Raw genomic sequence first — 26,641 nt, 5'->3', positions numbered from 1 at the left:
GAATTGTTATTTTTGTTCGTTATAAGTTAGAAAAGAACTAGACTTTAATTATTTATGTTTTAGATTTATCTGAAAAATAAAATTGAAGTAATTTTGACAAAAGTTTTAAAGCAGGCCTTTACATTCAAATTAAATTTAAAATAATGTTATTAAAAAAATTACAGCTAAAAACAATTGGATACAAATTGATGTTTGTATTTTGTTTTTCATTTTTTTTCACTTCAATTGTTTCTGCACAGGAAATAATTCCTGATGCGGTTGCCTTAAAGCCGGCTGAAGCGCCTACAGGAGGAAAGCTTAAAATTGATGGTATTATTGCTACAGTTGGAGAGTATATTGTTTTGGATTCTGATATTGATAAAGGATTTTTAGAAATCACGAGTCAAGGAGGTTCTGTAAAAGACATTACAAGATGTCAGATGCTTGGAAAACTGCTTGAAGATAAACTTTACGCTCACCAGGCAATTCAGGATAGTATTATCGTAAGTGATGCCGAAGTAAGAAGCATGATGGAAGAAAGGCTGAACTATATGGTGCAACAGGTTGGAAATATAGATAAGGTCGTACAGTATTATAGAAAAAATTCTGTTGAGGAGTTTAAGACTTACTTTGCCGACATTTTGAAAGAGCAGAAACTTGCCTCAGAAATGAGAGACAAGATTATTAAAGATGTCGAAATTACTCCAGAAGAGGTTCGTAATTTCTTTAAGAAAATTCCAAAGGATGAATTACCAACTTTTGGCGCCGAAATGGAAGTGGCGCAAATTGTTGTTGAGCCAAAAGTTTCTAAAGAAGATAAGCAAAAGGTAATTGACCGTTTAAATTCTATTAGACAAGATGTGCTTGACGGTTCTAGTTTTGCTACAAAAGCGGTTTTGTATTCTCAGGATCCAGGTTCTTCTACAAATGGAGGATACTACAAAATGACGAGAAAGACTCCTTTCGTAAAAGAGTTTAAAGATGTAGCATTCAGTCTTCAGGAGGGCGAAATTTCTGCTCCCTTTGAAACTAATTTTGGTTTCCATATTATTATGATAGATAAAATCAAAGGACAGGAAGTTGAGTTGCGTCATATTTTGATATCGCCAACTGTTTCTGAAGATGCTTTGAAAGAAGCCAAAGAAAGAATTACAAACATCAGAAATAAGATTGTAAATAAAGAAGTTTCTTTTGCCGATGCAGCAAGGTCAGATTCTGATGAAAAAGAAACAAGAGCAAACGGTGGAACATTGGTAAATCCAAATACTCAGGATACTCGTTTTGAGTTGACGAAAATGGATCCGACTTTGTACAGCCAGGTTTCAAATTTAAAAGATACTGAAATTTCGCAGCCCCTTTTAAATACTGATGATAAAGGAAAAAAGACCTATAAAATAATCACAGTTACCAACAGAATTGACGAGCACGTAGCGGATTATGCTAAAGACTATACAAAAATTAAGGAATTAGCATTAAAAGAAAAACAAATCAATGCGATCGCAAAATGGTTTGATACTAAAATTAAAGATACTCACATCAAAATTATTGGAGAATACAGAGACTGTAGTTTTGCTAATAACTGGTTGAAAAAATAATTTTTATTAAATAAAGAAAAAGAGTTAGTTTTATGAATTCATAAAGTTAACTCTTTTTAATTTTAAATACATTCATAAATGTCTGACGTAACAGCAATTCACAATTTAGTTCAGAAACGAAGCGAATTAAAAAACGAAATAGCAAAAATCATTGTAGGCCAAGATGCCGTTGTAGATCAAATCTTGCTTTGTATATTTTCCGGAGGACATGCATTGTTAATTGGGGTTCCGGGTTTAGCAAAAACCTTAATGATTAATACTCTGTCTCAAGCTTTAGGTCTTGATTTTAAAAGAATTCAGTTTACTCCAGATTTAATGCCTTCTGATATTTTAGGAAGTGAAATTTTGGATGAAAACCGAAATTTTAAATTCATTAAAGGCCCAATTTTCTCAAACATTATTTTAGCCGATGAGATCAACAGAACGCCTCCTAAAACTCAAGCCGCTTTATTGGAAGCGATGCAGGAACGTTCGGTTACTATCGCCGGTCAGCATCATAAATTAGATTTGCCATATTTTGTACTGGCAACACAAAACCCAATTGAGCAGGAGGGGACTTATCCGCTTCCAGAAGCACAGTTAGACCGATTTATGTTTGCCATAAAATTAGAATATCCAACTTTTGAAGAAGAAGTTCAAGTGGTAAAACGAACGACTTCGGATGTTAAGACTAATATCACGCCATTATTTACGGCACAAGAAATTATAGATTTTCAGCATTTAATCCGCAGAATTCCTGTAGCAGATAATGTGATAGAATATGCGGTAACTCTAGTTAGCAAAACCCGTCCGGATAATAAATTGACAAATGATTTTGTGAAAAACTATCTGGATTGGGGAGCAGGGCCTAGAGCTTCGCAGAATTTGATTTTGGCCGCAAAAGCGCACGCCGCTTTCAACGGAAAATTTTCTCCAGATATTGAGGATGTAAAAGCAGTTGCGACTGGAATTCTTCGTCATAGAATTATTAAGAACTATAAAGCTGACGCAGAAGGGATAACTGAAGAAAAGATAATTCAGAAATTACTATAAAATTAGAAGGGCTGTCTCAAAATGACAGCCCTTTTTGATTACAAGTAAATCTTGATGGTAAAACAGAATGAATACTATTTGTAAAGTTAGGCAGACAAACTAAAAACTCCAGCGGTGCAACATATTATTGTGATTTCGAAGTTTGATTAATCAATATTACTGGCTCGTTGTAAAGCAACTTCATAAACATAACTTCTGCAAATGAAGTATATTTTTTTGAACCGCATTTGTACCACCAATAGGAGTAGTAAATCTGGTTGTTTTTTTCCATTTTGTTAAGCCAGATATCATCGTTGTTTATGCTCACTTTCTTTGTTTCAAGTATTTTGTAGCCGTTGCCTGTCCAGCATATCAGCGGGTTATGACCGGGAGTTTTAATGTAAATAAGATAATCTTTAGGATTAATTTTATAAACTTCGTTGTTAACCCAGCTCCCTTTTTCGTTTTTGTATTCTTGCGGAATTTTAATTAAGGGTTCGGTTGTTTTTTGGTGGCTAATTTTTAAACTGACTATCAAAACAAGAAGAAATGATAATCCTGCGAAATATATCTTAGGATGAGTTTCGTTTCGATTGCTGTTTGTTATTTTTGGTTTAAAATGTCTTACAATTAACAGCAAAGGCACTATCTGATAAATTACGAAACACGCTAAACCAACTGAATGGTGCAGTAGGTTTTCTTGTGTGCAATTCAATAAAACAAGCGTGATGATTCTGAAATAATTAGACAAGATGTTGAGAACAACTGTCAGTACGCACAGTAAGATAATCTGCAAAATACTGTAATAATGTTTCTGTTTTTGCTCTTCCAAAGTCATCAAAACCGCACAAGATAACAAGCCAGTTTTAAACATCGATAATCCCATACAAGCCGTGTCAATCGTAATTTTGGAGTGATTGATGTAAAAACTGACCCCTTCGATTTTATCAATGTTTATAAAGTTTTTCAATGTCAGATAAACTGCGTAACAAAGATTCTGCTTGATTTCTGAGGTCAGATGAATAAAAAAAGTATTAAAAATTGTTGAAAATAAAATGATGCAGATAAAAGCAATAAATGAAAATCTTTGAGTGAAATAATGAAAAATCAAACACAATAACAAAACCAAAGCAAGAAAATGAACCGACTTGGTATTGAGACGATAACTTACGAATTCTAAAACCAGAATTAAAGCAAACAAAATGTAATTGATTCTAAAATTTGTTTTTCTGCCTCCAACAAAAAATAAGAATAGTGAAACAATAATTCCAATAAAGTCATTATTTACAGCAATAGCCAATATTTCGCTGTTAAGGATTAAAAGCGGTAGTATTAGAAGAATTACAGCGAGAATTGGTTTGTTTTTCAAGATTAGATTTTTCATTAACTGGCAAGCTTTTGTTTTCTGTAATAAAATAAAACCAATAATCCAGCCGCAATAATCATTGCCCATTCGTGTGGTTCAGGAACAGCTCCATCATTTGTTATAGAAGCATTTCCGAGTGTATCGATGTTTTTCTCAATTCCATTTTCTTCATAGTCGCGATCAGTTTCCAGAACGATTAAGGATGAAATAGGAGTCACTATATTGGCATCTTTTGCCAGTTCGACATATTGATTCTGTGCCAATGTATCGTTTTGAATTTCAACTTGATCATTCAAGACCTTTCCAAAACAAAACATTCTGTACAAATGGTTAGAACCTTTTTGGTTTGTGTTTTTTATTTCAGGGCTTTCCTCGATAGAAATTCCAGCGGTTTCTAAGTTGATTCTGTTGACGGAAGTTTTAAATTGTATAAAACGATTAGTTTCAACAAGGTTTGCAGACTGGTTGATATCGGTTTGAAAATAACTTACATATCGCTGTTCTTTTGCAGTCTGCCAAAACGGATTTGTGTTTTCTGCGATGTTAATAACCTTAATATTTTTTGACTTAACTTCTGTTTTTATCTTTTTCAAATAATTTGATGATTCCAGCTCTTCAAAATTTGGAGAGAAAGCGCCACATTTAGTAATAATCAATGTATTTTCCTTAAAATCGAATAATGGCAAAAGCGAGTAATTCAGCTCTTTAAAGTTTTGAAATACTGTCCTGTAATTTGTGTCATTGATTTCTTGTTTTTCGCCATTTAAAACAACCATGTATTTTTTGTTTTTGATGTTTAAGAATGTTTCAATCTCCGACAGTTTCCAGTTGCAGCTAAGGTCTAAGACAATTTCGTTTGGCACAAAAACGATTTTTTCTTTGATTAACGGTTTTGTTTGGTAGCTTTTGTTCTTCCAGGTAAAGAAGCTATTTGTATTTTTTGTATTTGCTTCTAATGACGCTTGCCATTTTTCTAGTCCCGTAGCTTTATTTGTATAATAATTATTCGCAAAATCAAAATCTTTTGAAGCTGTAAAGTTTTGTCCGCCACTGACTTGAATTCTCGAAATAGTTTCGGCATTGTTTATGTTTGGGCCTTTTATATTAAGGCTTTCGTAAACCAGTTTGCTGTTTTTTGTTTTTAGAGGAGTCGTAAATCCGCATTTAAAAGTACGCGGCAAATCGCTCGTGATCGGAAAAATCCGTACAGTAACTCTGTTTCCTTCTTTCCACTGCATCAGCGAAGGGTCGCGCATTTCAACGCCCACTACTTGATTGTAGGCTTTTTTAGCTTTTTCCTTGGTTGTTAAAACTCCTTTTCGTTCTATGCCGTTTACCCACAGTGAAAGCGAAGTTGCAACAGCACCTTCGGGAAGCTGAAAAGAATAGATTGCTTCTTTTTGTCTCCAGCTTTTATCTTCAGAAGCAACATCAATAGTCAACTCAGTGTAAGCCAATCTATCGTTAGGATAAATTTTCACATCTTCCTTAATGTTTCTGGTAATTAAATCTTTACCGCTCCATAAATATTCCTCGGCTTCAAGCCTCTTGTCAAAGTTTGATTTTAAAATATTTATTTTGTCGTCATTACTTAAATTGATGTCATCAGTAAATTTATACGCCACATTGTATATCGGATTGTGTGTTTTTCGTTCGTTATACTGCACATTTCTTCCAAATGCGCCAAAACCATCCAAGTTGAAAAAATCTTCGGTTGCAACATAAACGATGTCTTTTTTAAGTAGAATTTCGTTGAAAAAATTAGGACTTAAATGCTGTGAAATTCGGATGTAAGCTGGAAGATCTTCGTCGTTTTCAAATGTTTTGGTAACACTGTTTTGGCTGATTTTTTTGCTTTCGATATTTAAGAATACAATAAAAACAGCAATTCCGATCAGTACCGTGGCTATTCCAGAACAGAAAGCCTTGAGATTGCTTTTGTAATAGAAAAGCTTTTTGGAGAGTATTATAGAGTGAATAGTAAGGACAACCGCTGGAACTAAACCATAAAAGCCGAGTCCTAAAACAATGATTCCGAAAAATGAAATAATGCTAATCTGAATAAGAAAAACAGCATAATAGAGAATCAGCAAAATAGAACATCCGTTTACAAAATAGGAAATCGTGTTTAAGTGTTTGTTGTCGAATTCGTTATAGATAGCAAAATTAGACAAACAGAATAGAAAAGTGGTGCAATAAACCCAGATTGGGAGATTTTCAAAAACATTCATTCCCATGTTCAAAGAAAAACAGCCGATAAACCAGTTAAGAAATAAGAAAGCCAGTAAATACTGGTACTTTTTTCTATTTCGTAAAACTAAATAAGCGGTTATAAGGCCATAAGGAATTTGGATCAGAATATTTAGAAAAGAAAGTTTTTCAAAATTTTCATTATCGAAATTGCTTCCTATTAAGGACGAAATCAATATCACGATAGTAAAAAGAGATATAGCCAGGCTTACTCCAATCTTGCTATTCCAAAAAGCATAAATAGGTTTTGTTTTCATATAAAGTTGTTTTTAAATAAAAGTACTTTGAATTGCAAAGTTATAAGAATTATTGAAACAGCAATCATTTCAGATTTTATTTTTGAGAGTAAAGTTTTGAAAAATTCAAAAGATTGAAATACGGCAACTGCGGTAGAAAAATCGACAACTATAACGTTGTAAATTATTATTTAGAATGGTTCTTGTCTAAAATAGAAGTAAAATCTCACTTCTGTCATAACAATAAATTTCGACTTTGTTAAAGAAAAGAATCTAAAATATCAATAATTCATTTTTTTAATATAAAATTATTTTTTTGACAAAAACTCGCATCGAAAATCGTTTTTTAGCAATAATAATTTTTGAAAAGGCGCCTTCTATTATATTTCTTTTAGTTTTCGGCATTAATTCATAAATTTGCGTACAAAAAAATAAAAAAATACCTTTTACAAGAAAAGACCTCTAATTATGAACACTTATAAGGACTACATTCAAGAAATTGAAGAAAGAAAAAGCCAAGGCCTTCACCCGAAGCCAATCGATGACGCATTATTAGCAAGCGAAATCATCGCACAAATTAAAGATTTAGATAATGAGTATCGCGAAGATTCTCTTAAGTTTTTTATTTACAATACGTTGCCAGGAACAACAAGTGCTGCTGGTGAAAAAGCTAAGTTTTTAAAAGAAATCATTCTTGGAGAATCTGTTGTAAAAGAAATTACACCTGCTTTTGCTTTTGAGTTATTGTCTCATATGAAAGGTGGGCCTTCAATCGAAGTATTGTTAGATTTGGCTTTAGGAAATGATGCCGCTATAGCAAAACAAGCAGGAGAAGTGCTTAAAACACAAGTTTTCCTATATGATGCTGATACAGATCGCTTAAAAGAAGCTTTCAAAAATGGTAATACAGTTGCCAAAGAGATTATTGAAAGCTATGCAAAAGCTGAATTCTTCACTAAATTACCTGAAATTGCTGAGGAAATTAAGGTGGTTACTTATATCGCTGGTGAAGGAGATATCTCTACAGATTTACTTTCTCCAGGAAACCAAGCTCACTCACGTTCAGATCGTGAGCTTCACGGTAAATGTATGATTACACCTCAGGCGCAAGCAGAAATTCAAGCGCTTCAAGCGAAACACCCTGATGCAAGTGTGATGTTAATTGCCGAAAAAGGAACAATGGGAGTGGGTTCTTCTAGGATGTCAGGTGTAAACAACGTGGCGCTTTGGACAGGAAAACAAGCTAGTCCATACGTTCCATTCGTAAATATTGCTCCAATTGTTGGAGGAACAAATGGTATTTCTCCAATTTTCCTTACTACAGTTGACGTAACTGGAGGCATCGGAATTGACCTTAAAAACTGGGTTAAAAAATTAGACGCAGACGGAAAACCGGTATTGAACGAAAATAATGAACCAATTCTTGAGCAAGCGTATTCTGTTGCTACAGGAACTGTTCTTACTATTAATACACAGACTAAAAAATTATATAACGGTGATCAGGAATTAATCGATATTTCTAGATCATTTACTCCTCAGAAAAAAGAGTTCATTAGAGCTGGAGGTTCTTATGCAATTGTATTCGGTAAAAAACTTCAGACTTTTGCGGCTAAAGTTTTAGATATTGAAGCTCCTGCTGTCTTTGCTCCATCTAAAGAAATTTCTAATGAAGGACAAGGTTTGACGGCCGTTGAGAAAATCTTCAATAGAAATGCTGTCGGAATTGCTCCAGGAAAAGTATTGCACGCTGGATCTGACGTTCGTGTAGAAGTAAACATCGTAGGTTCTCAGGATACTACAGGGCTTATGACTGCTCAGGAATTAGAATCTATGGCGGCTACGGTTATTTCTCCAATTGTTGATGGTGCGTACCAATCGGGTTGTCACACTGCTTCTGTTTGGGATAAAAAAGCGCAAGCAAACATTCCTAAATTGATGAAATTCATGAACAACTTCGGTTTGATTACGGCTCGCGATCCTAAAGGGGTTTACCATTCAATGACAGACGTTATCCACAAAGTGCTTAATGATATCACTATCGATGAGTGGGCAATCATTATTGGTGGTGATTCTCATACAAGAATGTCAAAAGGTGTTGCTTTTGGTGCTGACTCAGGAACTGTTGCGCTTGCACTGGCTACTGGAGAGGCTTCTATGCCAATTCCGGAATCAGTAAAAGTAACTTTCAAAGGAGATATGAAAGGATATATGGATTTCCGTGATGTGGTTCATGCTACACAAGCGCAAATGCTAAAAAAATTCAACGGCGAGAACGTATTCCAAGGTAGAATTATCGAGGTTCATATCGGAACACTTACTGCTGACCAAGCGTTTACATTTACAGACTGGACTGCAGAGATGAAAGCAAAAGCTTCAATCTGTATCTCAGAAGATGATACCTTAATCGAATCATTGGAAATTGCAAAGGGCAGAATCCAGATCATGATCGACAAAGGAATGGATAACGAAAGACAAGTTCTTCAAGGGTTAATCAATAAAGCAGATAAGAGAATTACAGAAATTAAATCTGGCGAAAAACCAGCGTTGACTCCAGATGCAAATGCTAAATATTATGCAGAAGTTGTAGTTGATCTTGATGAAATTGCTGAGCCAATGATTGCCGATCCAGACGTAAACAATGCTGATGTTTCTAAGCGTTATACTCACGATACTATTAGACCTTTGTCTTACTATGGTGGCGTGAAAAAAGTAGATCTTGGATTTATCGGATCATGTATGGTTCATAAAGGAGATATGAAAATCCTAGCTCAAATGTTGAAAAATGTAGAGGCGCAAAATGGAAAAGTTGAATTTAACGCTCCTCTTGTAGTTGCACCTCCAACTTACAACATTGTAGATGAGCTTAAGGCTGAAGGAGACTGGGAAGTTTTACAAAGATATTCTGGATTCGAATTTGATGATAATGCTCCAAAATCTGCGGCACGTACTGAATATGAAAACATGTTGTATTTAGAGCGCCCAGGTTGTAACCTTTGTATGGGTAACCAAGAAAAAGCGGCTAAAGGAGATACCGTAATGGCAACTTCGACTCGTTTGTTCCAAGGAAGAGTTGTAGAAGATAAGGAAGGCAAAAAAGGAGAATCACTGCTTTCTTCTACGCCAGTCGTTGTGCTATCTACGATTTTAGGAAGAACACCAACTATAGATGAATATACAGCTGCTGTAGACGGTATAAACTTAACTAAGTTTGCGCCTTCAAACAAACAGTTAGTGATGTAATCCAACGATTACTAATAAATCAGAAGCCCGAGTCGTAAAACTCGGGCTTTTTCTTTAATTACTGCCGTATTTTTTGTATCTTGTGAGGAAAATAAAATAATAAAAAACAATTATAAACTTATGGCTTTTGATATTGAAATGATAAAAAAAGTGTACGAAAACATGCCTGCCCGTGTTGATAAAGCGCGCGAAATTGTTGGTCGTCCACTTACTTTAACGGAAAAGATTTTATACAACCACCTTTGGGACGGAAATCCGACAAAGGCATTTGGAAGAGGAATAGATTATGTTGACTTTGCACCAGATCGTGTGGCTTGTCAGGATGCAACAGCGCAAATGGCATTATTGCAATTTATGCACGCCGGTAAATCAAAGGTAGCAGTGCCTACAACAGTTCACTGTGACCACCTGATTCAGGCAAAAGTAGATGCGGCAACCGATTTGGCGAGAGCAAAAACACAAAGTAATGAGGTTTTCGACTTCTTGTCTTCGGTTTCTAATAAATACGGAATAGGTTTCTGGAAACCAGGAGCTGGAATTATTCACCAAGTGGTACTTGAAAATTATGCATTTCCTGGCGGAATGATGATTGGTACCGATTCTCACACAGTAAACGCTGGTGGTTTAGGAATGGTAGCCATTGGTGTCGGCGGAGCAGATGCTGTAGACGTAATGTCGGGTATGGCTTGGGAACTTAAATTTCCTAAATTGATTGGGGTTAAATTGACTGGGAAACTTTCGGGATGGACGGCTCCAAAAGATGTTATCCTTAAAGTTGCTGGTATTCTTACGGTAAAAGGAGGTACTGGAGCTATTGTTGAGTATTTTGGAGAAGGAGCAATTGCGATGTCTTGTACTGGTAAAGGAACTATCTGTAATATGGGAGCTGAAATTGGAGCGACAACTTCAACTTTCGGTTATGACGATTCTATGAGCCGCTACCTTCGTTCTACAAACAGGGCAGATGTTGCCGATGCAGCAGATAAAATCGCTTCTTACTTAACAGGAGACCCAGAAGTTTATGCTGATCCTCATACTTACTTTGATCAGGTTATCGAAATTAATTTATCTGAATTAGAGCCGCATTTAAACGGTCCTTTTACACCAGATTTGGCAACTCCTATTTCTAAAATGAAGGAGGAAGCGATTAAAAATAACTGGCCTTTGCAAGTGCAAGTGGGATTGATTGGTTCTTGTACCAACTCTTCGTACGAGGATATTTCTCGTGCAGCTTCGTTGGCAAAACAGGTTGCGGCGAAAAACTTAAAAACAAAAGCAGAATTTACCATTACTCCAGGTTCAGAGGTTGTACGTTCGACAATTGAGAGAGACGGATTTATTGAAACTTTTAATAAAATCAACGCTACCGTATTTGCTAACGCCTGCGGGCCATGCATCGGTATGTGGGATAGAGAAGGAGCGGAAAAAGAAGAAAGAAACACTATTGTGCACTCTTTTAATCGTAACTTCTCAAAACGTGCAGACGGTAATCCAAATACTTTGGCTTTCGTTGGTTCTCCAGAATTGGTAACAGCATTGGCAATTGCAGGTGATTTAGGATTTAATCCCTTAACCGATAAATTGATCAACGAAGACGGAGAAGAAGTAATGCTTGACGAGCCGACAGGAGACGAATTGCCAGCTAGAGGCTTCTATGCTGAAGATCCAGGATTCCAAGCTCCTGCAGAAGACGGTTCGTCAGTTCAGGTTGTGGTAAACCCGACTTCTGATCGTTTGCAATTGCTGGCTCCTTTTGATGCTTGGGACGGTAAAAATATTACGGGTGCCAAATTATTGATCAAAGCATTCGGAAAATGTACAACCGACCATATATCTATGGCTGGACCGTGGCTGCGTTTCCGCGGACATTTAGATAACATCTCAAACAATATGCTAATTGGAGCTGTAAATGCTTACAACCAAAAAACGAATTCTGTTAAAAACCAATTGACAGGGCAATATGATGCTGTTCCTGCAGTTGCACGTGCATACAAAGCGGCAGGAGTTCCTTCTATTGTTGTTGGAGATCACAACTATGGTGAAGGTTCATCTCGCGAACATGCCGCAATGGAGCCGCGTTTCTTGGGGGTTAAAGCCGTATTGGTAAAATCTTTTGCTCGTATCCATGAAACTAACCTTAAAAAACAAGGTCTGTTGGGATTGACTTTTGCTAATGAGGCTGATTATGATAAAATTCAGGAAGATGATACCATCAATTTCTTAGATTTGACAGAATTCGCCCCAGGCAAACCATTGACATTAGAATTTGTCCATGCAAACGGTACAAAAGATATCATCCTAGCAAATCATACTTATAATGAAGGTCAGATTGGCTGGTTTGTCGCTGGTTCTGCCTTAAACTTGATTGCTGCTGGAAAAGCTTAATTTTTTAAAAATTTATATTGAAAGAAAATGCCCTGTCTCTGCGGGGCATTTTTTATTGCAAAAAAGCAAATCTGAAATATTAATTATCCTTTACGTTCTGGGGCTTTTGGATTAAAGTTTTGATTCTGCTTGGTTGGGTGTTCTCAAATTCGTCCACAGCAATACTGTAGAGGTCGCCGGTTGGTTTGCTGCCCAGTTCGTTTTGTGATATTCCTCCAACTATGTATAACTTATTTTGAAATAAGTGCATTGCTGCGTATGTAGTGTCTATATCGACAAGAAATTCTTTTAGTACTTTAGTAGTAATGTTGTATAAGTACAATTTTCGGCTGTCAAAAATATAGATAAGATTATTTTGTGAGGCGATTGCGGGTCTCTCCAATCCAGAAAATAATTCCCCTTCGTTGAGCCATTTGGCGTTTGTCAAATCAAAGTTTTGAATTTCAGACATTGCTTTTCCGTTGTTTCCTCCAATTAGATAAATTTTGTCTTGTATTAAAATTCCGCTTGCTTCCTGAGCAATAGGCATTTCTGATAATTCATACCATAAGCCTGAAGTTATATTGTAAAAATGGATTTTATTTGTAAAAGTCTTTTTGCCTTTAGTGTTTGTTTTAATGGCTCCTCCCATTATAATTATATTGTCCTTGTATAAAAATGATAGGGAATTTATTGCTTGATGTGGATTGGTCTTATCTGTTACAACTTCATTTTTAACGATATCAAGAATTTCAATTTGATTTTCTAAGTATTCAAATTTTTCATTTGCAGAAATTCTTTTGCCTCCCAATATATACAGTGAGTTGTCGTAAAAATGTAGGTTATGATAGGCTCTTTTGATGAATTTTGTTTTCGAGGTTTCCCAAGTATTGGTTTTGATGTCATAAATCGAAAGATTGCCACTATAACTCGTACTGCCTTCTTGACGGCGCAATTCTTGAAAGTAAACAGACATAAAAACTTCTGAATCGTTAGAAATCGTTTTTGTCTTTGCTATTTCAAAAGCATCAGATTTAAAGGATGTCTCGCCTCCTGCAATATAAATTTTCCCGTCATGCAACAACGAAGCAAAAGAAAAAACAGCATCTTTTAGTGGGGCAAGTTTCTCAAAATGAATTTTTGGTTTTAATTTTCGATGGAATTTAATTTCTACCTCGTTAAGATTTTCAATTTCCTCATGAAGAAAAATTATGTAATTTGATTTTTTTAAATCCTTAACGGCAATTTTTGTCGTGATGTAGCCGATATGAGAAACTTGGAGACTGTCGTTTGTTTTTTCATCTAGGTTTAAAACAAACGCTCCGTTAGCATTAGTTAAAGTTCTGATTTGATTTTGAATTGCAAGCAGATTTGCATTTTCAATTGAAGAATTGTTGGCTTTGGATCTGACAATTCCGTTTATTGTTTGCGATTCTGAGAGAAATGGAATTAAAAATATTATTAATAGAAATCTTTTCACACAGAATAGGGTTTGGTTTGTTTAAGATGGTATTGATTTCTAAAAACAGGTATTTAAGGTAATAAACTGCTTTTCAAAATATTTGCACAAATTTTATGCCGTAAATTCTTAAATTGTAAAAAATAGTTGTTAAAAAGTGTGTTTTTTTTACTTTAAAAAGTTAAATTCGCCATGCAGGTAATAAAATTAATTTTTTTGAGTTTAAAATATAATTTTTTGAACTCTTAAAGTAAAATAAAGATGTATGGTTTATAGGATAATAATAGTATTGTTTTTTTTTAGTGTTGGCGCTTTTTCTCAGGAAAACTATATCAAGCACAAAATTTCAAAAGGAGAAAACCTTACTGTTATTGCAAAAAAGTACGGAGTAAAAGCAAAAGATATTGCAGATGCGAATCCAAATGCTCCAAAAGTTTTAAAACTTAATTCTGTTCTTCTAATTCCGAATAAAAATAAAAAAAGCAGTTCTCCTCAAATTACCGAAAAACCATTAAAGGCAACTCCTGGCTCACATGAAGTTGCGGCAAAAGAAACACTTTGGGGAATTTCGAAAAAATACAATATCTCTGTAGATGATTTAAAAAAAGCTAATCCGATACTCGAAACGGAGGGATTGAAAATTGACCAAAGTCTAGCTATTCCATCAAATAATGAAATGCAGCTGGTCGATTCGTCGAAAGATACCACAGAAAAGGATAAAAATGCAATAGCAAATGAAGTTGAGGTCGATGTGCAAGTACAGCCAAAAGAAACAAAATATGCTATAGCCAAAAGATACGGTATTACTGTTGCAGAGCTGGAGCGTCAGAATCCGTCGGCCAAAGCAAAACTTCCAATAGGCCACATTCTCAAAATAAAAACAACAAAAGAAAAAGCAGATGCGGTTGCGACGTTAAATACTTCCCCTCAAGCTAGCGAGGCAAAGCCTGAAATTGAAGAAAACGTACAAGTGGCTACTAGTTCTTCAGCGCAGATAGACACTTCCACAGTTCGTTTCAGTAATCAAACAGAATTGATAGATCAGCTGATTTTAAACGCTACAGGAAATATCGGAACACGTTACCGATCGGGCGGAACCACAAAAGCTGGTTTTGACTGTTCGGGACTAATGTACTGCACTTTTGGTAATTTTGACATAAAACTTCCAAGAAGCTCAATTGAGCAGTCAAGAATAGGAACAAAAGTGGCCACCGAAGAAGCTCAGAAGGGAGATCTAATTTTCTTTAAAACCAACGGAAGACGTCATATAAACCATGTAGGTATGATTGTGGAGGTTTCAGATGGCGAAATCAAATTTGTGCATTCTTCCACGCACGGCGGGGTTATTATTTCTTCTACAAAAGAGCCTTATTATACAAGAGCTTTTTCGCAAGTCAATAGAGTATTGAATTAATCAGCTTTGTAAAAACTCATTTTTGAGTAACGCTGCAGGAAAAGGTTTATGCAGAAACTTAGTGACGTTTTTGTCTTCTGCAAGTTTTTTTATTTCGTCACAATCAAGGGTTGACGACAGAATATAAATTTTGATTTTCTTTTTTATCTCTTCTGTTATTTTGTCAAACTCGGTCAGAAAATCAAATCCGTTCATTATTGGCATCTGAATGTCTAAAAGGACAATCAATGAGTCGGAAGTTAAATGATTCAAAAGCCAATCCAGTGCTTCTCTTCCATTGTTTGCGATAAAAAGAGGATTCTTGTCAAACACTTTTTTTAAAAGCTTTTGAGCCACAATTTGATCGATAAGATTGTCTTCTACTAATAAAAAATCAGGGTTAGATTCCATTTGGATTAGGTATAGTTACGATAAACCGGCTTCCGATTTTGCTTTCAGAAATTACAGAAATGTTTCCTTTAATATTTTCAACAGCTTCTTTTACGATATAAAGTCCAAGTCCGGAACCTTTGTTTTTGTTGGTGCCGAAATACATCTCAAAAATATTATCTTTATATTCATCGTTAATTCCGATTCCGTTATCTGATATTTCAATTTGATTGGCATCTTCGTTTTTGTAGCTTTTAATAGAAATAATCATTTCCTGTTTGCTGTTGTCGGCATATTTTATTGCGTTTGAAAGCAGATTATTGATGATTATTTGAAGGCGAAATCCGTCGCTTTCGATCTTGTCAATTAAAAGCTCTTGCGTAAATTTAATTTTACTGGCATTTTCAATATGCATCAATTGTAAAATTGCTTCGTTGAAAAGCTCTTTTAAGCTAACAGGTTCTATAACAATTTGTTTGCGTTTGTTTTTAGAATAGTCAATAATATCGCTTATAAACTGGTCTTGTCTGGCAAGGCTTTGATGCATTAATTTTAAATAACTGCGTACTTGGTCAACATCGTCTTCGAGCGCAGTTAATTCAATGAGTCCCTGAAGCGAGGTAATCGGTGATCGTAAATCATGAGATGCGCTGTAAACAAAGCGGTCGAGTTCGCGATTTGCCAAAGCTAGATTTTCATTTTTGACTTCGGTTTCTTTTTTAGAAATCAAAAGTCTTTTTACCATAATTGAATAATAGAGGCAGACACTGCAAATGATGATTAAAATGAAAACAACATTTGTGATGATCAGCAAATCTTTTATTTTTCTGGTTCCTTCTCCTAATGTATTCGAAAAATTCCGTTCTTTTATTGTCAGCAAATCGCTTATAGAGCTGATTTCTTTTAGGTATTTATGCTGATCGGAAGTTGTCAAGAGATTGTGCTTTATCTTGGCGTCAATTTGTTGGCCTATTATGAACAATTTAAAAATAAGAACGTCTCCTTGTCCCCATTCATCAATTGCTTTAGATAAAAAAGAGACATTTTTAAAATTTTCAAATACCCAAATAACATCATCGAGATCTTCTTCATGATTTCGTCCAGTCAGAAAACCTTTTCGTGCAATTTGATTGTCTCCGGCTTTTAAAAGCGTGATTCTTGCAATTCCGTCTCCTTGCGGAACTTTGATTTCCTCAAGATACAATTTCCACTGCTTAGGATCTTTAGTGTACAAATAGCTTATCAGATGGCGTGAAGCGTCTTTTTGTCCTTTTGAATAATGTGATTCACCGTTCACATAAGCCCGCGTAGCAGATAGAATTTTGATTGTGAAAAAATTGATGCAGATTAGTAACGCGCACGAAATAAAAACGATTAAGATAAGAACGAAAACATTTGGAAAGCGAAATTTTTTTAAAGCTTGCAATACACGCATAGTTCAAATTTGTAGGTTAATGATCGGTTTCTGTCTTATGCTTGATAGTTCGAAATGAATTTTTATAATCTTTGGGGAAGATTTTTTTTAAGTTTTTGATGAACAATTGTTAATGAAAAAAATAGAAATTTTAAGATTAATTGACATTTGAATCAAATTTAAATAAAAAAATAATACCTTAAACATGGTTGTCTTAAAATTATTTTTTGTTTGTGTATTTTATTTATTATTCTGATTTTCAATATTTTATTTTTGTATTTGAGTCTTGAGGTTATATTTCTTTTGCTTTAATATTACTTACTTGTAGCCTGTTGCTTTTGATTCAAATTTGTTGTTTTTGTTTAATTTTTTAATGGCTAAGAATAAAAAACAGTGGTATTTGATAGTAGGATTTGTGATTTGTAATCAAGAACTGCAAAATTTTTTGTAGTATTAATTTAAACTGTTGTTACCAAGTTAAATTATGATCTAAAATGTAAAAGTCTAAAATCTCCAAAAAAACTATATCTTTAACCAACCCTAAAAACCAAAACCAGAAAAATGCACGAAAACCAGGAAAATTTTAAAAGAGAGCTCGGATTATTAGACGGAACGATGCTTGTGGTCGGTTCTATGATTGGATCCGGAATATTTATTGTAAGTGCCGATATCGCCAGGCAGGTAGGCTCTGCTGGCTGGCTCACACTAATCTGGCTTATTTCAGGATTAATTACAATTATTGCCGCTGTAAGTTACGGAGAATTAAGTGCAATGTTTCCAAAAGCAGGAGGTCAGTATGTTTATTTAAAAGAATCGTATAATAAACTGATTGCCTTTTTGTATGGCTGGAGTTTTTTTGCTGTTATCCAGACCGGAACAATTGCGGCTGTCGGGGTCGCCTTCTCAAAATTTGCGGCTTATCTCTACGAACCTTTCAGCGACGAAAACATATTATTCGAGATTGGATTCTTTCAGTTAAACGCTGCTCAAATTGTTTCTATTTTCACCATCATATTGCTGACCTTCATAAATAGTCGAGGAGTGAAAAACGGAAAAATCCTCCAAACAGTCCTTACTATTATTAAAATATTGTCTTTATTAGGTCTTATTGTTTTTGGATTGACATTGGCGGCAAAAGCTTCAGTTTGGAATGATAACTGGGCAAATGCATGGGAAACCTCTGCTTATGTTAAAGAAACTGGTTGGGCTCCCATCGGTGGATCGGCTTTAATTGCCGGAATAGCAGCTGCAATGGTAGGGTCTTTGTTTTCGAGCGATGCTTGGAACGGAGTTACTTTTATTGCAGGAGAAATAAAAAATCCAAAAAGAAATGTAGGCCTTAGTTTGTTTCTTGGAACTTCTATTGTGACCTTTATTTATGTATTGACCAATTTAATGTATTTGGCTGTTATTCCGTTAAACGAAATTGCAACAGCAAAATCTGATCGTGTGGCTGTGGTGGCTTCGCAGTACATTTTTGGAGATTATGGTGCCATAATTATTGCGATTATGATCATGATTTCGACTTTTGCCTGCAATAACGGATTGATTATGGCGGGTGCCAGAGTCTATTATACCATGGCAAATGACGGTTTGTTTTTTAAGAAAGCAACGGCTTTAAATAAATTCAGCGTTCCGGCTTGGGCATTGTGGGCGCAGTGCATTTGGGCTTCTGCTTTATGTCTTACAGGAAAGTATAATGCCTTGCTTGACTTTGTAATGATCATAGTCTTGATTTTTTATATCCTGACGATTTGCGGAATTTTTATTTTAAGAAAAAAAATGCCAAATGCAGATCGACCTTATAAAGCATTTGGATACCCGTTTCTGCCTTTGTTGTATATCATTATTGCATCAGCGATTTGTATTTCCTTATTAATTACAAAGTTATCAACTTGCGGCTGGGGAGTTTTAATAATGCTAAGTGGTATTCCGGTTTATTACCTGACAAAACCAAAAGAAAGCTAGAATCGATATTGTTTTGATGTATTGATCAAGTTTCTGAGAAAGAATAAGAAGCAAAGACGCCGATTCACAAAGAGTGCCACTTTGTGTCTTAGCGTCTTTACCAACAAAATAACCTGCTAAAATTAACTTTTATTATTTCAGATATTTTTTCAGTTCGGCGGCTGCCTGAAGAAACAATGCCTTTGTCTGCGGAATCTCGGCCAACCCGTTCAACAAACCAAAATCGTGAATAACATCATTGTAACGAACAGTGGTTACTACAACTCCGGCATCACTTAATTTTCTGCCGTAGGCTTCTCCTTCATCTCTCAGAATATCGTTTTCTGCCACCTGAATCAAAGTTGGCGGTAGGCCTTTTAGCTGTGACAAACTTGCTTGAAGCGGAGATGCATACATCTCTTTTCGCTTAGAAGGTTCAACATATTGATCCCACATCCACTGCATTAAGGACGAGGTCAAAAACCTTTGTTTGCCATATAATTTATAAGATTCGGTTTCAAAGTCGGCATTGGTAACCGGCCAGAACAAGATTTGTACTTTATACAATGGAGTTCCTTTTTCTTTAGCCATCAGTGCACTCGCAGTGGCGAGATTTCCGCCTGCGCTGTTGCCTACAATTCCGAGTTTGCTTCCGTCAACATTAATTTCGTTTCCGTGCGCGGCTATCCATTTCGCGGCGGCGTAAACTTCATTTACAGGTTGCGGATATTTGTGTTCAGGAGAAAGCGAGTAATTCACAAACACACCAGCAAAACCAGTCAGTACGCTTAAATCGCGAACCATTCGTTTATGGGTAGGATAATCTCCTAAAACCCAGCCTCCGCCATGAATGAACATAAACACAGGCAAATTGCCTTTAGCGCCTTTTGGACGCACGATATTCAATTTAATTTTATAGCCATCAGCAGTAATTTCTTTTTCAGATTCTTCAATTCCAGATAAATCAACTTTAAAAGCATTTTGTGCGCCAACCAATACATTTCGAGCATCATTAACAGGCAACGATTCAAGAGGTGCTCCTCCCGAATTTAAAGGTTTCAAAAATTCTTTTACCGCTGGGGTCAAGTGAGGATCAGCAGCATAATCTATTTGTGCGTAACTTTTCATAACAACAATTTGTAATAAGATGAATAAAAAAGCGGTCTTTTTAAGATAATGTAATTTTTTCATTAGGATCATTTTAAAATTATTTTACAGAATAAGGTAGAGACAGGTTTCCGCTGGCAACGTCATACACTTTGTAAACCCCCAGCATAGGTTTGGTTCCTTCGCCGTCATGAGAGCCGCCTGCTCCAGTGCTCACCTCCATGTAGCAGCTCACAGCATCAAATTTGAAATTGGTTTTATTGTTGATCCTGAAATCTGGAACAATCACTTTTATCAAATTTCCTTTGGTCACGATATTAAAACCAGGACTGTCCATATACATCGCCATACCGGGATTGGTAGGAGGCAGGACAACATTAGGATCCCCTTTTTTAAATTCTCTAACCGAAAGTCCGCCGCCAACACGTTTGTCTTCAACCAAAAGGACCCAGTGGGCATGCCAGATCAAACCATCGTTAAGATAATTGCCATCCAGATTTTCATCCCATAGTGGAGTATCTTCAAAATCAGGATGCGAGGTAAGCGCAAGAGCCACAATTCCTTCGGCTTGACCGAAACCAATATCGGCAGCTTTTAAAGTAGTCGGAAAAACATAACCTAAAACTGGGGCGCCATTGAGTTGTCCCACAGGTTTAGGCATCGTTTTTCCTGCAGTTCCTTCAACTTTTATAGACCAGACTGTAATGCCTAAATCATCATTGTGTGTGATTGATGCCGATTTTATTTTGAAATCACTGTTATTATAATTCCCGCATTTATCGCAGGCAATAGAAACAGCATGGTTGAAGAAAATGATCAGCAGAAAAATTATTGATTTTTTCATAATAAATGGTTTTTTAAGGGTTAATCCTCCCTTAGAAACCAATATATATGCCACAGCCTAAAATACTTGATTTAGGTCTGTTTGCTCCAATTTTCAATATTATATATCGCTAATTGAATTTTGTTTAGTGAAATTTCGCTAAGATTTAAAAAACAATTTGCCCTATCTTCGGGTCGGTTTTTCTCCTTAGATACGGCAAATCAAAATAAAAGAATATGTTTTTTAATATATATTGATACTAAAGATTATAAATCCTGAAGATCGCTTTTGACTCGTTCTTCGGTAGGTCTCAGGACAATAATGTAAATAATGATAAGAAGACCGAATAATACAAAATCTGGTTTTAAAAACAAAATCAGAAAAGCAGCGCCTTCTAAAACTGCCCATCGCATAATCGAAGCGCTTTGGTAAATGGGAAGTTGAGCTTCGAGGCTCTTTTTTTTGTCAATCTGCCTCAGTTGTGACTTAAATAAAAAATTGCCAAGAACTACGGCTAAAATTGGAATCAGCACATAGACAACTGATGAAGAATTAATGGCCGGAATTTTTTTCAAATGTTCTATTGAAATATTTCCCACCATAAAATAAACTAGCAATACACCAGCACAGACAGCAAGATGAATAATTTTAAGGGTTTTGATTTTTTCGGTCATTTTGTTTAGTTTTAGTTTGAGGTTTTTTTTGTGGATACTAATATAGGACTATTATCCTTACAAAAAATTAATTTGTGAGCAGCAGAATTTCTAATCTCAATAAAAACAATAAAAAAAGACACCCGAAAGTGTCTTATGTTTTTCTATTGAAAATGAAGCTTAAATCACCTCTGGTTCAACAGAAGATTTTATTGTTGAATTAATAATAGACAAAGTAAGCGGATCTGTTTCTCCAGAGAAAAATGCATTTAATACTTCTTGGAATACCGGATTCGCATTTTCGACCATAGAAAATAAAGTCATGCTCGAACGAAGTTTTCGGGCATCTAAATCACCAAAAATTCCGTCGGCAGATTTCATTCTGAAGGTTAATAAAAGCTCCGAAATTTCAACAAGATGTTTTCCGAGGATTGGATGTTCTAGAAAATCGGCTGCTTCTCTTAAATCGTTAATGGCATACAAATTTGCTGTATCGCTTTTTCCTAATCCTTTTATCTGCGGAAAAATGAACCACATCCAGTGTGTTTCTTTCTTCCCTTTTCCAATTTCAGAAAGAGCCGTAAGATAAAGTTTGTTCTGTGCATCTAAAAAACGCATTAAATCATTGTTTGAATAAGCCATTGGTATTATATATAAAAAAAGGGTTGCAAAATTAGTAAAAAAAACGGTTTTACCTAGTAAAAGGTTCATACCGTGCAGGTTTTAACTTTTTAAAGAAGGAATATCTTATGTTTTTTTTAAAGAAAAAAAGCATTTTTTAGCTCTTTAATTCGATAAAAATCAAAGATTTCGATTGGTTCTTCTAAAGGTAAGATTGATTCTCGGCAAAACATCTCGCGCCGTTTTCGGAACCTGATGTTGCCAAAAACTATTGGTTGTTCCAGCCATCAACAGAAACGATCCATGGTGCAGCGGAATCTCGACTTGCGGAATTTCCTTGCTGTATTTATGACGAAGCCTGAACATTCTGGTTTCTCCAAAAGTAACCGAAGCAATAATCGGATTCGGCCCCGTGTTATGCTCTTTGTCGCTATGCCAGCCTACGCCATCATTTCCGTCTCGGTACAAATTAAGCAGTACGGTATTAAAGTCTAGCTGCGTTTCTTTTTCAACACGCCCTCTGATTTTTAGTAATTCATATGTCCAGTCTGGTCCTTTCGGATCTGCTCCTGCATTATCTTTATCTTCATACCAAGCAATCATTCTCGGAACGGTATAGGTTTTATCGTAAATTTCCATTTGATGCTCTCTCCATTTGGTTTTACGGAGTAGCCTTTCATAAAAACAATCAGATTCTTCTTTAGTGAAGAAATTGTCGATCAAAACCAATTCAGAATCAGGAATGTCAAATACTTTTTTTCCTCCCAAACCTGCAGTAAATAATTCGGTGTCGTTAAATAGTGTCATTTTTTCCAGTTATATTGTGTCAATTTCAATCCATACAGGAGCGTGGTCGCTTGTTTTTTCCCAGCCTCGTACATGACGGTCAACACCGCCAGAGCGTAAAACTTTAGCAATTTGCGGACTCAGTAAAAAATGGTCAATTCGCAGTCCTGCATTTCGCTGATAAGCATTTCGGAAATAATCCCAAAAAGTGTAGATTTTTTCGCCGGGATGTAATTTACGAATCGCATCTGTCCATCCTTGAGCGACAAGATTCTTGAAGGCTTCTCGAACTTCGGGTCTAAAAAGCGCGTCGTTTACCCATTTTTCAGGTTTGTAAACATCTAATTCAGTTGGCATAACATTAAAATCGCCAATGAGTATTACAGGAACTTTTAAGTCTAATAATGTTTCTGCACGATCTGCCAACCGCTCAAACCATTTTAGTTTATACTCAAATTTTGGCCCCGGAGCAGGATTCCCATTTGGGAGATAAAGACAGGCAATTACAATTCCGTTAATCAAAGCTTCTACATAGCGGCTCTGCACATCATCTTCGTCTCCTGGAAGCGAGCGAGTTATTTCTTCAATCTGCATGTTTTTAGCCAGTATTGCAACGCCATTCCATTGTTTTTGGCCGTGCCAGATAACATTGTATCCAGCATCGTTAATTGCTTTGACAGGAAATTTTTCCTGAGGGGCTTTTAATTCCTGAAGGCAGACAACGTCTGGTGCGGCTTCTTCAAGCCATTGTAATAAAACATTCAATCGTCCGTTGACTCCGTTTACGTTATAGGTAGCTATTTTCATAGTAGATTTAATTAGTTCTAATATTAAATTTACAGCTTTTTAAAAATTTTATCTCCAAACAAAATCACAATTGTTGGTTGTAAGGTATTGTTATATAGTGTTTTTGATGTGTTTCTATTCTGTCTTGCAAAATAATTCCTGTCAATTAAACTTCATGCGATGTCTCGGCATATTAATCTCATGTTCCTGCGGATATGGTTTTCTGTTGGTCATACTCACATCTTCTTTAATCTGGCTTTGTGTTTTGTACTGGTCTTTGGCATCCATATATCTTGGATCCGGAATAAAAGGCATTTTTGCCATTCTGAGAATCGTAATGGTCGGGAAATGATAATCGACTTCGACATTTCCTAGCAATAAATAACAGCCTCCGCCCTGAAAAGGATTTTGTGCTAGGCTATCAGGAAAGTGCGCTGTATCAAAATAAGCCCCTTCATGATCTATCCAAGTTCCAAAATACATTGCGCCTTTTTTGGTCGGAACGTGTTTTCTGGAAATCAGATACGCCAGCATTTTTACTTGTTTTTTATGATGTTTTACTAAATCTTTTGCCATTACATTACCACGATATTTAGTCTGTAAAATATCGAAAACGGTACAGGAAACAGGAAAGCTCAGTAATTCGATTTCATCAAAAGCATCTTCAAAAACAGAACGCTCCAAAACGGGCAGTTTAAATTCTTTTGCAGGTTCTTGTAATAATTTCAAATTCCTATTTTCTGGTTTATAATTGTTTAAAAGCAAGCTAGCGACAACCAAGAGCTGATTTTTTGTTTTTCCTGTAAAACGAAAAGCTCCAATGAAAATCAGAATTTTGATGCCTTCAATTCCGATTGGAATCCGATTGATGAAATCTTCTAAAGAAAGATATTCGCCATTTTGCTCTCTTTCAGATACAATTAAATTAGCAATTTTAGATTCCAGACTCTGCAAATGCATAAAGCCTAAGTAAATATCAGTTCCGTATAAAGTTGTTTGATATTCGCTTTTATTCACACACGGATTATGAACGGTTCCGCCCGACATTCTGGCTTCGTGCACATAAACCTCAGTTCTGTAAAAACCACCTTGATTGTTGATTACGGCCGTCATGAATTCGACAGGATAATTGACTTTCAGATACAAGCTCTGATAACTTTCAACCGCATACGAAGCCGAATGCGCTTTACAGAAAGAATAGCCCGCAAACGACTCAATCTGGCGGTAAATTTCCTGACTCAATGCCAACGGATGTCCTTTTTGAGCGCAGCTTGCAAAAAAGTTGTCTTTTACTTTCTGCAAAGCTTCGAGCGAACGTCCTTTTCCCGACATGGCACGACGCAGAATATCTCCGTCTGGCGCGGGAAGTCCGCCGTAATGTTGGGCGATTTTAATCACATCTTCCTGATATACCATGATGCCGTAAGTTTCTCCAAGATGTTCCTTGAAAACCTCATGAAAATATTCGAACTGGTTTGGATTGTTATGACGAAAAATATACTCTTTCATCATTCCCGATTGGGCAACGCCTGGACGAATAATAGACGAAGCGGCGACAAGAATTTTGTAATTGTCACATTTCAGTCGGCGTAATAAGCCGCGCATGGCTGGACTTTCGATATAAAAACAGCCAATCGTGTCTCCTTTTGCTAAATAAGAATTGCAAACTGCTTCGTCTTTAGAAATAGAAGTATCGCGAATGTTGACTTTTATGCCTCGATTTTTGGCAATCAGTTTTACGCTGTCGTCAATATGACCGATACCGCGCTGGCTTAGGATATCAAATTTGTCAAAACCAATTTCTTCGGCAATGTGCATATCAAAAAGCACGATAGGAAAACCTTTTGGAGGCATTTCGAGCGGTGTGTAATTGGTAATAGGTTCTTCAGAAATCAAAATTCCACAGGCATGCATACTACGCTGATTGGGATATTTTTCCATCATTTGTCCGTATTCCTGAACCAATCTCACAATTTTGTTTGTCGGATGAAGTTCTTCTGGATTCTTTGCTAAAACATCCAATTCTTCTTTAGGTAGACCAAAAACTTTTCCGACTTCCCTGAAAATAGAACGGTATTTGAATTCGACATTCGTACCACAGAAAGCAACATGGTCGCTTCCATATTTTTCGAAAATATATTCTAAAATTACATTCCGTTCCTGCCAGCTCCAATCGATATCAAAATCAGGAGGGCTTTTGCGGTTAAGATTTAAAAAACGTTCAAAATACAAATCAAGTTCGATTGGACAGATATCCGTAATTCCGAGACAATAAGCGATAATACTATTGGCACCGCTTCCGCGTCCGATGTGCATAAATCCTTGACTGTTGCTGTATTGAACAATATCCCAAGTAATTAAAAAATAGGCACTAAATTTTAATTCATGAACAACTTTTAGTTCCTTTTCAACACGTTTTTTCGCTATTATATTATCTTTTTCATAACGACGTTCAAAACCTTCCATCGCTAAGACAGTAAGCATCTTTATATCTTCTTCACGACTTCCAGTAAAGAATTTTTTATTTTTTTTAGATGAAAAATCATATTGAAAATTGCATTCGTCAATGATTCGTTCTGTATTCAACAAAATTTCAGGATATTTTTCATAAAAAGGCAAAAGTGCTTCTAATGGTTTTATGAAATCAGAAGTTTTGCAATAATCTGCTTCGGTAAGTTTTGATAAAATGACATTGGTGTCAATTGCACGAAGCACTTTATGCAGATTGTATTCTTTTTTACAGCTAAAAGTCACCGGCTGTAAAACCACCATTTTAGCCATTTTATTTTTATGTTTGGATGTCAGAAGACTCGAAACTTCTTCTGGACGAACTCCGATAAATTCATTTTCATAAAGCGTTTCTGGAGCATTTTTTAAAGTATAAATCACAAAAGCCGATTTAAATTCGGGTGCTTGCAAAGGCAAAGCTTCTCCGCTGAAATTATATTTCGTTAAAAAACGATTCATTTCTGCCAAACCTTCTGCATTCTTTGCCAGGCCAATATATCGGAATTTGTGCTTGCAGCGAAATTCCATTCCCACCAAAGGTTTTATTTCTTTTTCCTGACACGCTTTTATAAAATCATAAATTCCAGTAACGGTATTAATATCTGTTAATGCCATTGCTTTAATATTATGCAAAACAGCTTGACCTATCAATCCCTTAAGCGGAATTGTGCCGTAACGTAACGAATGATAAGAATGACAATTGAGATACATGA

The 26,641-nt window shown here is 35.8% G+C and carries 18 protein-coding genes; 6 read left to right on the top strand and 12 right to left on the bottom strand.

Annotated elements, in window-relative coordinates; translation table 11 throughout:
• The first annotated feature begins 143 nt into the window (after positions 1–143).
• Positions 144–1,574 (top strand): peptidylprolyl isomerase, encoded by a 1,431-nt coding sequence (locus E0W73_RS09380; protein WP_135221827.1) that lies wholly within the window; start codon positions 144–146, stop codon positions 1,572–1,574.
• A 78-nt stretch (positions 1,575–1,652) separates the two neighbouring features.
• Positions 1,653–2,606 carry an AAA family ATPase gene (locus E0W73_RS09375; RefSeq protein WP_135221826.1) on the top strand — a complete coding sequence of 318 codons (954 nt, stop codon included), beginning with the start codon at positions 1,653–1,655 and terminating at the stop codon, positions 2,604–2,606.
• Positions 2,607–2,730: 124 nt separating this feature from the next.
• Here the strand turns inward: E0W73_RS09375 and xrtN are convergent, their stop codons facing one another.
• A complete protein-coding gene (xrtN, locus tag E0W73_RS09370) occupies positions 2,731–3,969 on the bottom strand; it encodes an exosortase N (RefSeq protein WP_162847688.1) in 1,239 nt (412 codons plus the stop codon).
• Positions 3,969–6,458 carry an XrtN system VIT domain-containing protein gene (locus E0W73_RS09365; RefSeq protein WP_135221824.1) on the bottom strand — a complete coding sequence of 830 codons (2,490 nt, stop codon included), beginning with the start codon at positions 6,456–6,458 and terminating at the stop codon, positions 3,969–3,971. Before E0W73_RS09365 ends, xrtN begins: the two co-directional genes overlap by 1 nt.
• 447 nt (positions 6,459–6,905) lie before the next feature.
• Here E0W73_RS09365 and E0W73_RS09360 point away from each other — a divergent pair, with 447 nt between their 5' ends.
• The gene (locus E0W73_RS09360; protein ID WP_135221823.1) at positions 6,906–9,677 is read left to right on the top strand and encodes a bifunctional aconitate hydratase 2/2-methylisocitrate dehydratase; all 2,772 of its coding nucleotides are present in this window, start codon (positions 6,906–6,908) and stop codon (positions 9,675–9,677) included.
• A 120-nt stretch (positions 9,678–9,797) separates the two neighbouring features.
• Positions 9,798–12,062 (top strand): aconitate hydratase, encoded by a 2,265-nt coding sequence (locus tag E0W73_RS09355; protein WP_135221822.1) that lies wholly within the window; start codon positions 9,798–9,800, stop codon positions 12,060–12,062.
• A 79-nt stretch (positions 12,063–12,141) separates the two neighbouring features.
• Here the strand turns inward: E0W73_RS09355 and E0W73_RS09350 are convergent, their stop codons facing one another.
• The gene (locus tag E0W73_RS09350; RefSeq protein WP_135221821.1) at positions 12,142–13,521 is read right to left on the bottom strand and encodes a Kelch repeat-containing protein; all 1,380 of its coding nucleotides are present in this window, start codon (positions 13,519–13,521) and stop codon (positions 12,142–12,144) included.
• A 244-nt stretch (positions 13,522–13,765) separates the two neighbouring features.
• Here E0W73_RS09350 and E0W73_RS09345 point away from each other — a divergent pair, with 244 nt between their 5' ends.
• On the top strand, positions 13,766–14,914 hold the full coding sequence (locus E0W73_RS09345) for a C40 family peptidase (protein ID WP_135221820.1): 1,149 nt from the start codon (positions 13,766–13,768) through the stop codon (positions 14,912–14,914).
• Here E0W73_RS09345 and E0W73_RS09340 read toward each other — a convergent pair whose 3' ends face one another.
• Complete coding sequence (locus tag E0W73_RS09340; RefSeq protein WP_135221819.1) at positions 14,915–15,304, bottom strand: response regulator; 390 nt, start codon at positions 15,302–15,304, stop codon at positions 14,915–14,917.
• A complete protein-coding gene (locus E0W73_RS09335; RefSeq protein WP_244248460.1) occupies positions 15,294–16,580 on the bottom strand; it encodes a sensor histidine kinase in 1,287 nt (428 codons plus the stop codon). Before E0W73_RS09335 ends, E0W73_RS09340 begins: the two co-directional genes overlap by 11 nt.
• A 678-nt stretch (positions 16,581–17,258) precedes the next feature.
• Between E0W73_RS09335 and E0W73_RS09330 the strand changes: the two genes are divergently transcribed.
• Positions 17,259–18,665: an APC family permease gene (locus E0W73_RS09330; protein WP_135221817.1), complete on the top strand. Its 1,407-nt coding sequence runs from the start codon at positions 17,259–17,261 to the stop codon at positions 18,663–18,665.
• Positions 18,666–18,797: 132 nt separating this feature from the next.
• Here E0W73_RS09330 and E0W73_RS09325 read toward each other — a convergent pair whose 3' ends face one another.
• The 7 genes from E0W73_RS09325 to E0W73_RS09295 all read right to left on the bottom strand — a co-directional run bounded on the left by E0W73_RS09325 (position 18,798) and on the right by E0W73_RS09295 (position 26,639).
• Entirely contained in the window at positions 18,798–19,835 is a 1,038-nt protein-coding gene (locus tag E0W73_RS09325; RefSeq protein ID WP_162847687.1) for an alpha/beta hydrolase, read from the bottom strand.
• 16 nt (positions 19,836–19,851) lie between these two features.
• Positions 19,852–20,595: a hypothetical protein gene (locus E0W73_RS09320; protein ID WP_135221816.1), complete on the bottom strand. Its 744-nt coding sequence runs from the start codon at positions 20,593–20,595 to the stop codon at positions 19,852–19,854.
• Positions 20,596–20,840: 245 nt separating this feature from the next.
• Positions 20,841–21,248: an MFS transporter gene (locus E0W73_RS09315; protein ID WP_135221815.1), complete on the bottom strand. Its 408-nt coding sequence runs from the start codon at positions 21,246–21,248 to the stop codon at positions 20,841–20,843.
• A gap of 159 nt (positions 21,249–21,407) precedes the next feature.
• On the bottom strand, positions 21,408–21,869 hold the full coding sequence (locus tag E0W73_RS09310; protein WP_135221814.1) for a DUF1810 domain-containing protein: 462 nt from the start codon (positions 21,867–21,869) through the stop codon (positions 21,408–21,410).
• A gap of 159 nt (positions 21,870–22,028) precedes the next feature.
• The gene (locus E0W73_RS09305; RefSeq protein WP_135221813.1) at positions 22,029–22,655 is read right to left on the bottom strand and encodes an alpha-ketoglutarate-dependent dioxygenase AlkB family protein; all 627 of its coding nucleotides are present in this window, start codon (positions 22,653–22,655) and stop codon (positions 22,029–22,031) included.
• A gap of 9 nt (positions 22,656–22,664) precedes the next feature.
• Entirely contained in the window at positions 22,665–23,441 is a 777-nt protein-coding gene (gene xth / locus E0W73_RS09300; RefSeq protein WP_135221812.1) for an exodeoxyribonuclease III, read from the bottom strand.
• A 141-nt stretch (positions 23,442–23,582) separates the two neighbouring features.
• Positions 23,583–26,639 carry a DNA polymerase III subunit alpha gene (locus E0W73_RS09295; protein WP_135221811.1) on the bottom strand — a complete coding sequence of 1,019 codons (3,057 nt, stop codon included), beginning with the start codon at positions 26,637–26,639 and terminating at the stop codon, positions 23,583–23,585.
• Positions 26,640–26,641: the final 2 nt, after the last annotated feature.

This window comes from Flavobacterium foetidum (genome assembly GCF_004634245.1).
GTDB classification, from domain to species: domain Bacteria; phylum Bacteroidota; class Bacteroidia; order Flavobacteriales; family Flavobacteriaceae; genus Flavobacterium; species Flavobacterium foetidum.
Note: the sequence above shows the minus strand (reverse complement) of the source record. Positions and strands in the feature narration are given on the sequence as shown.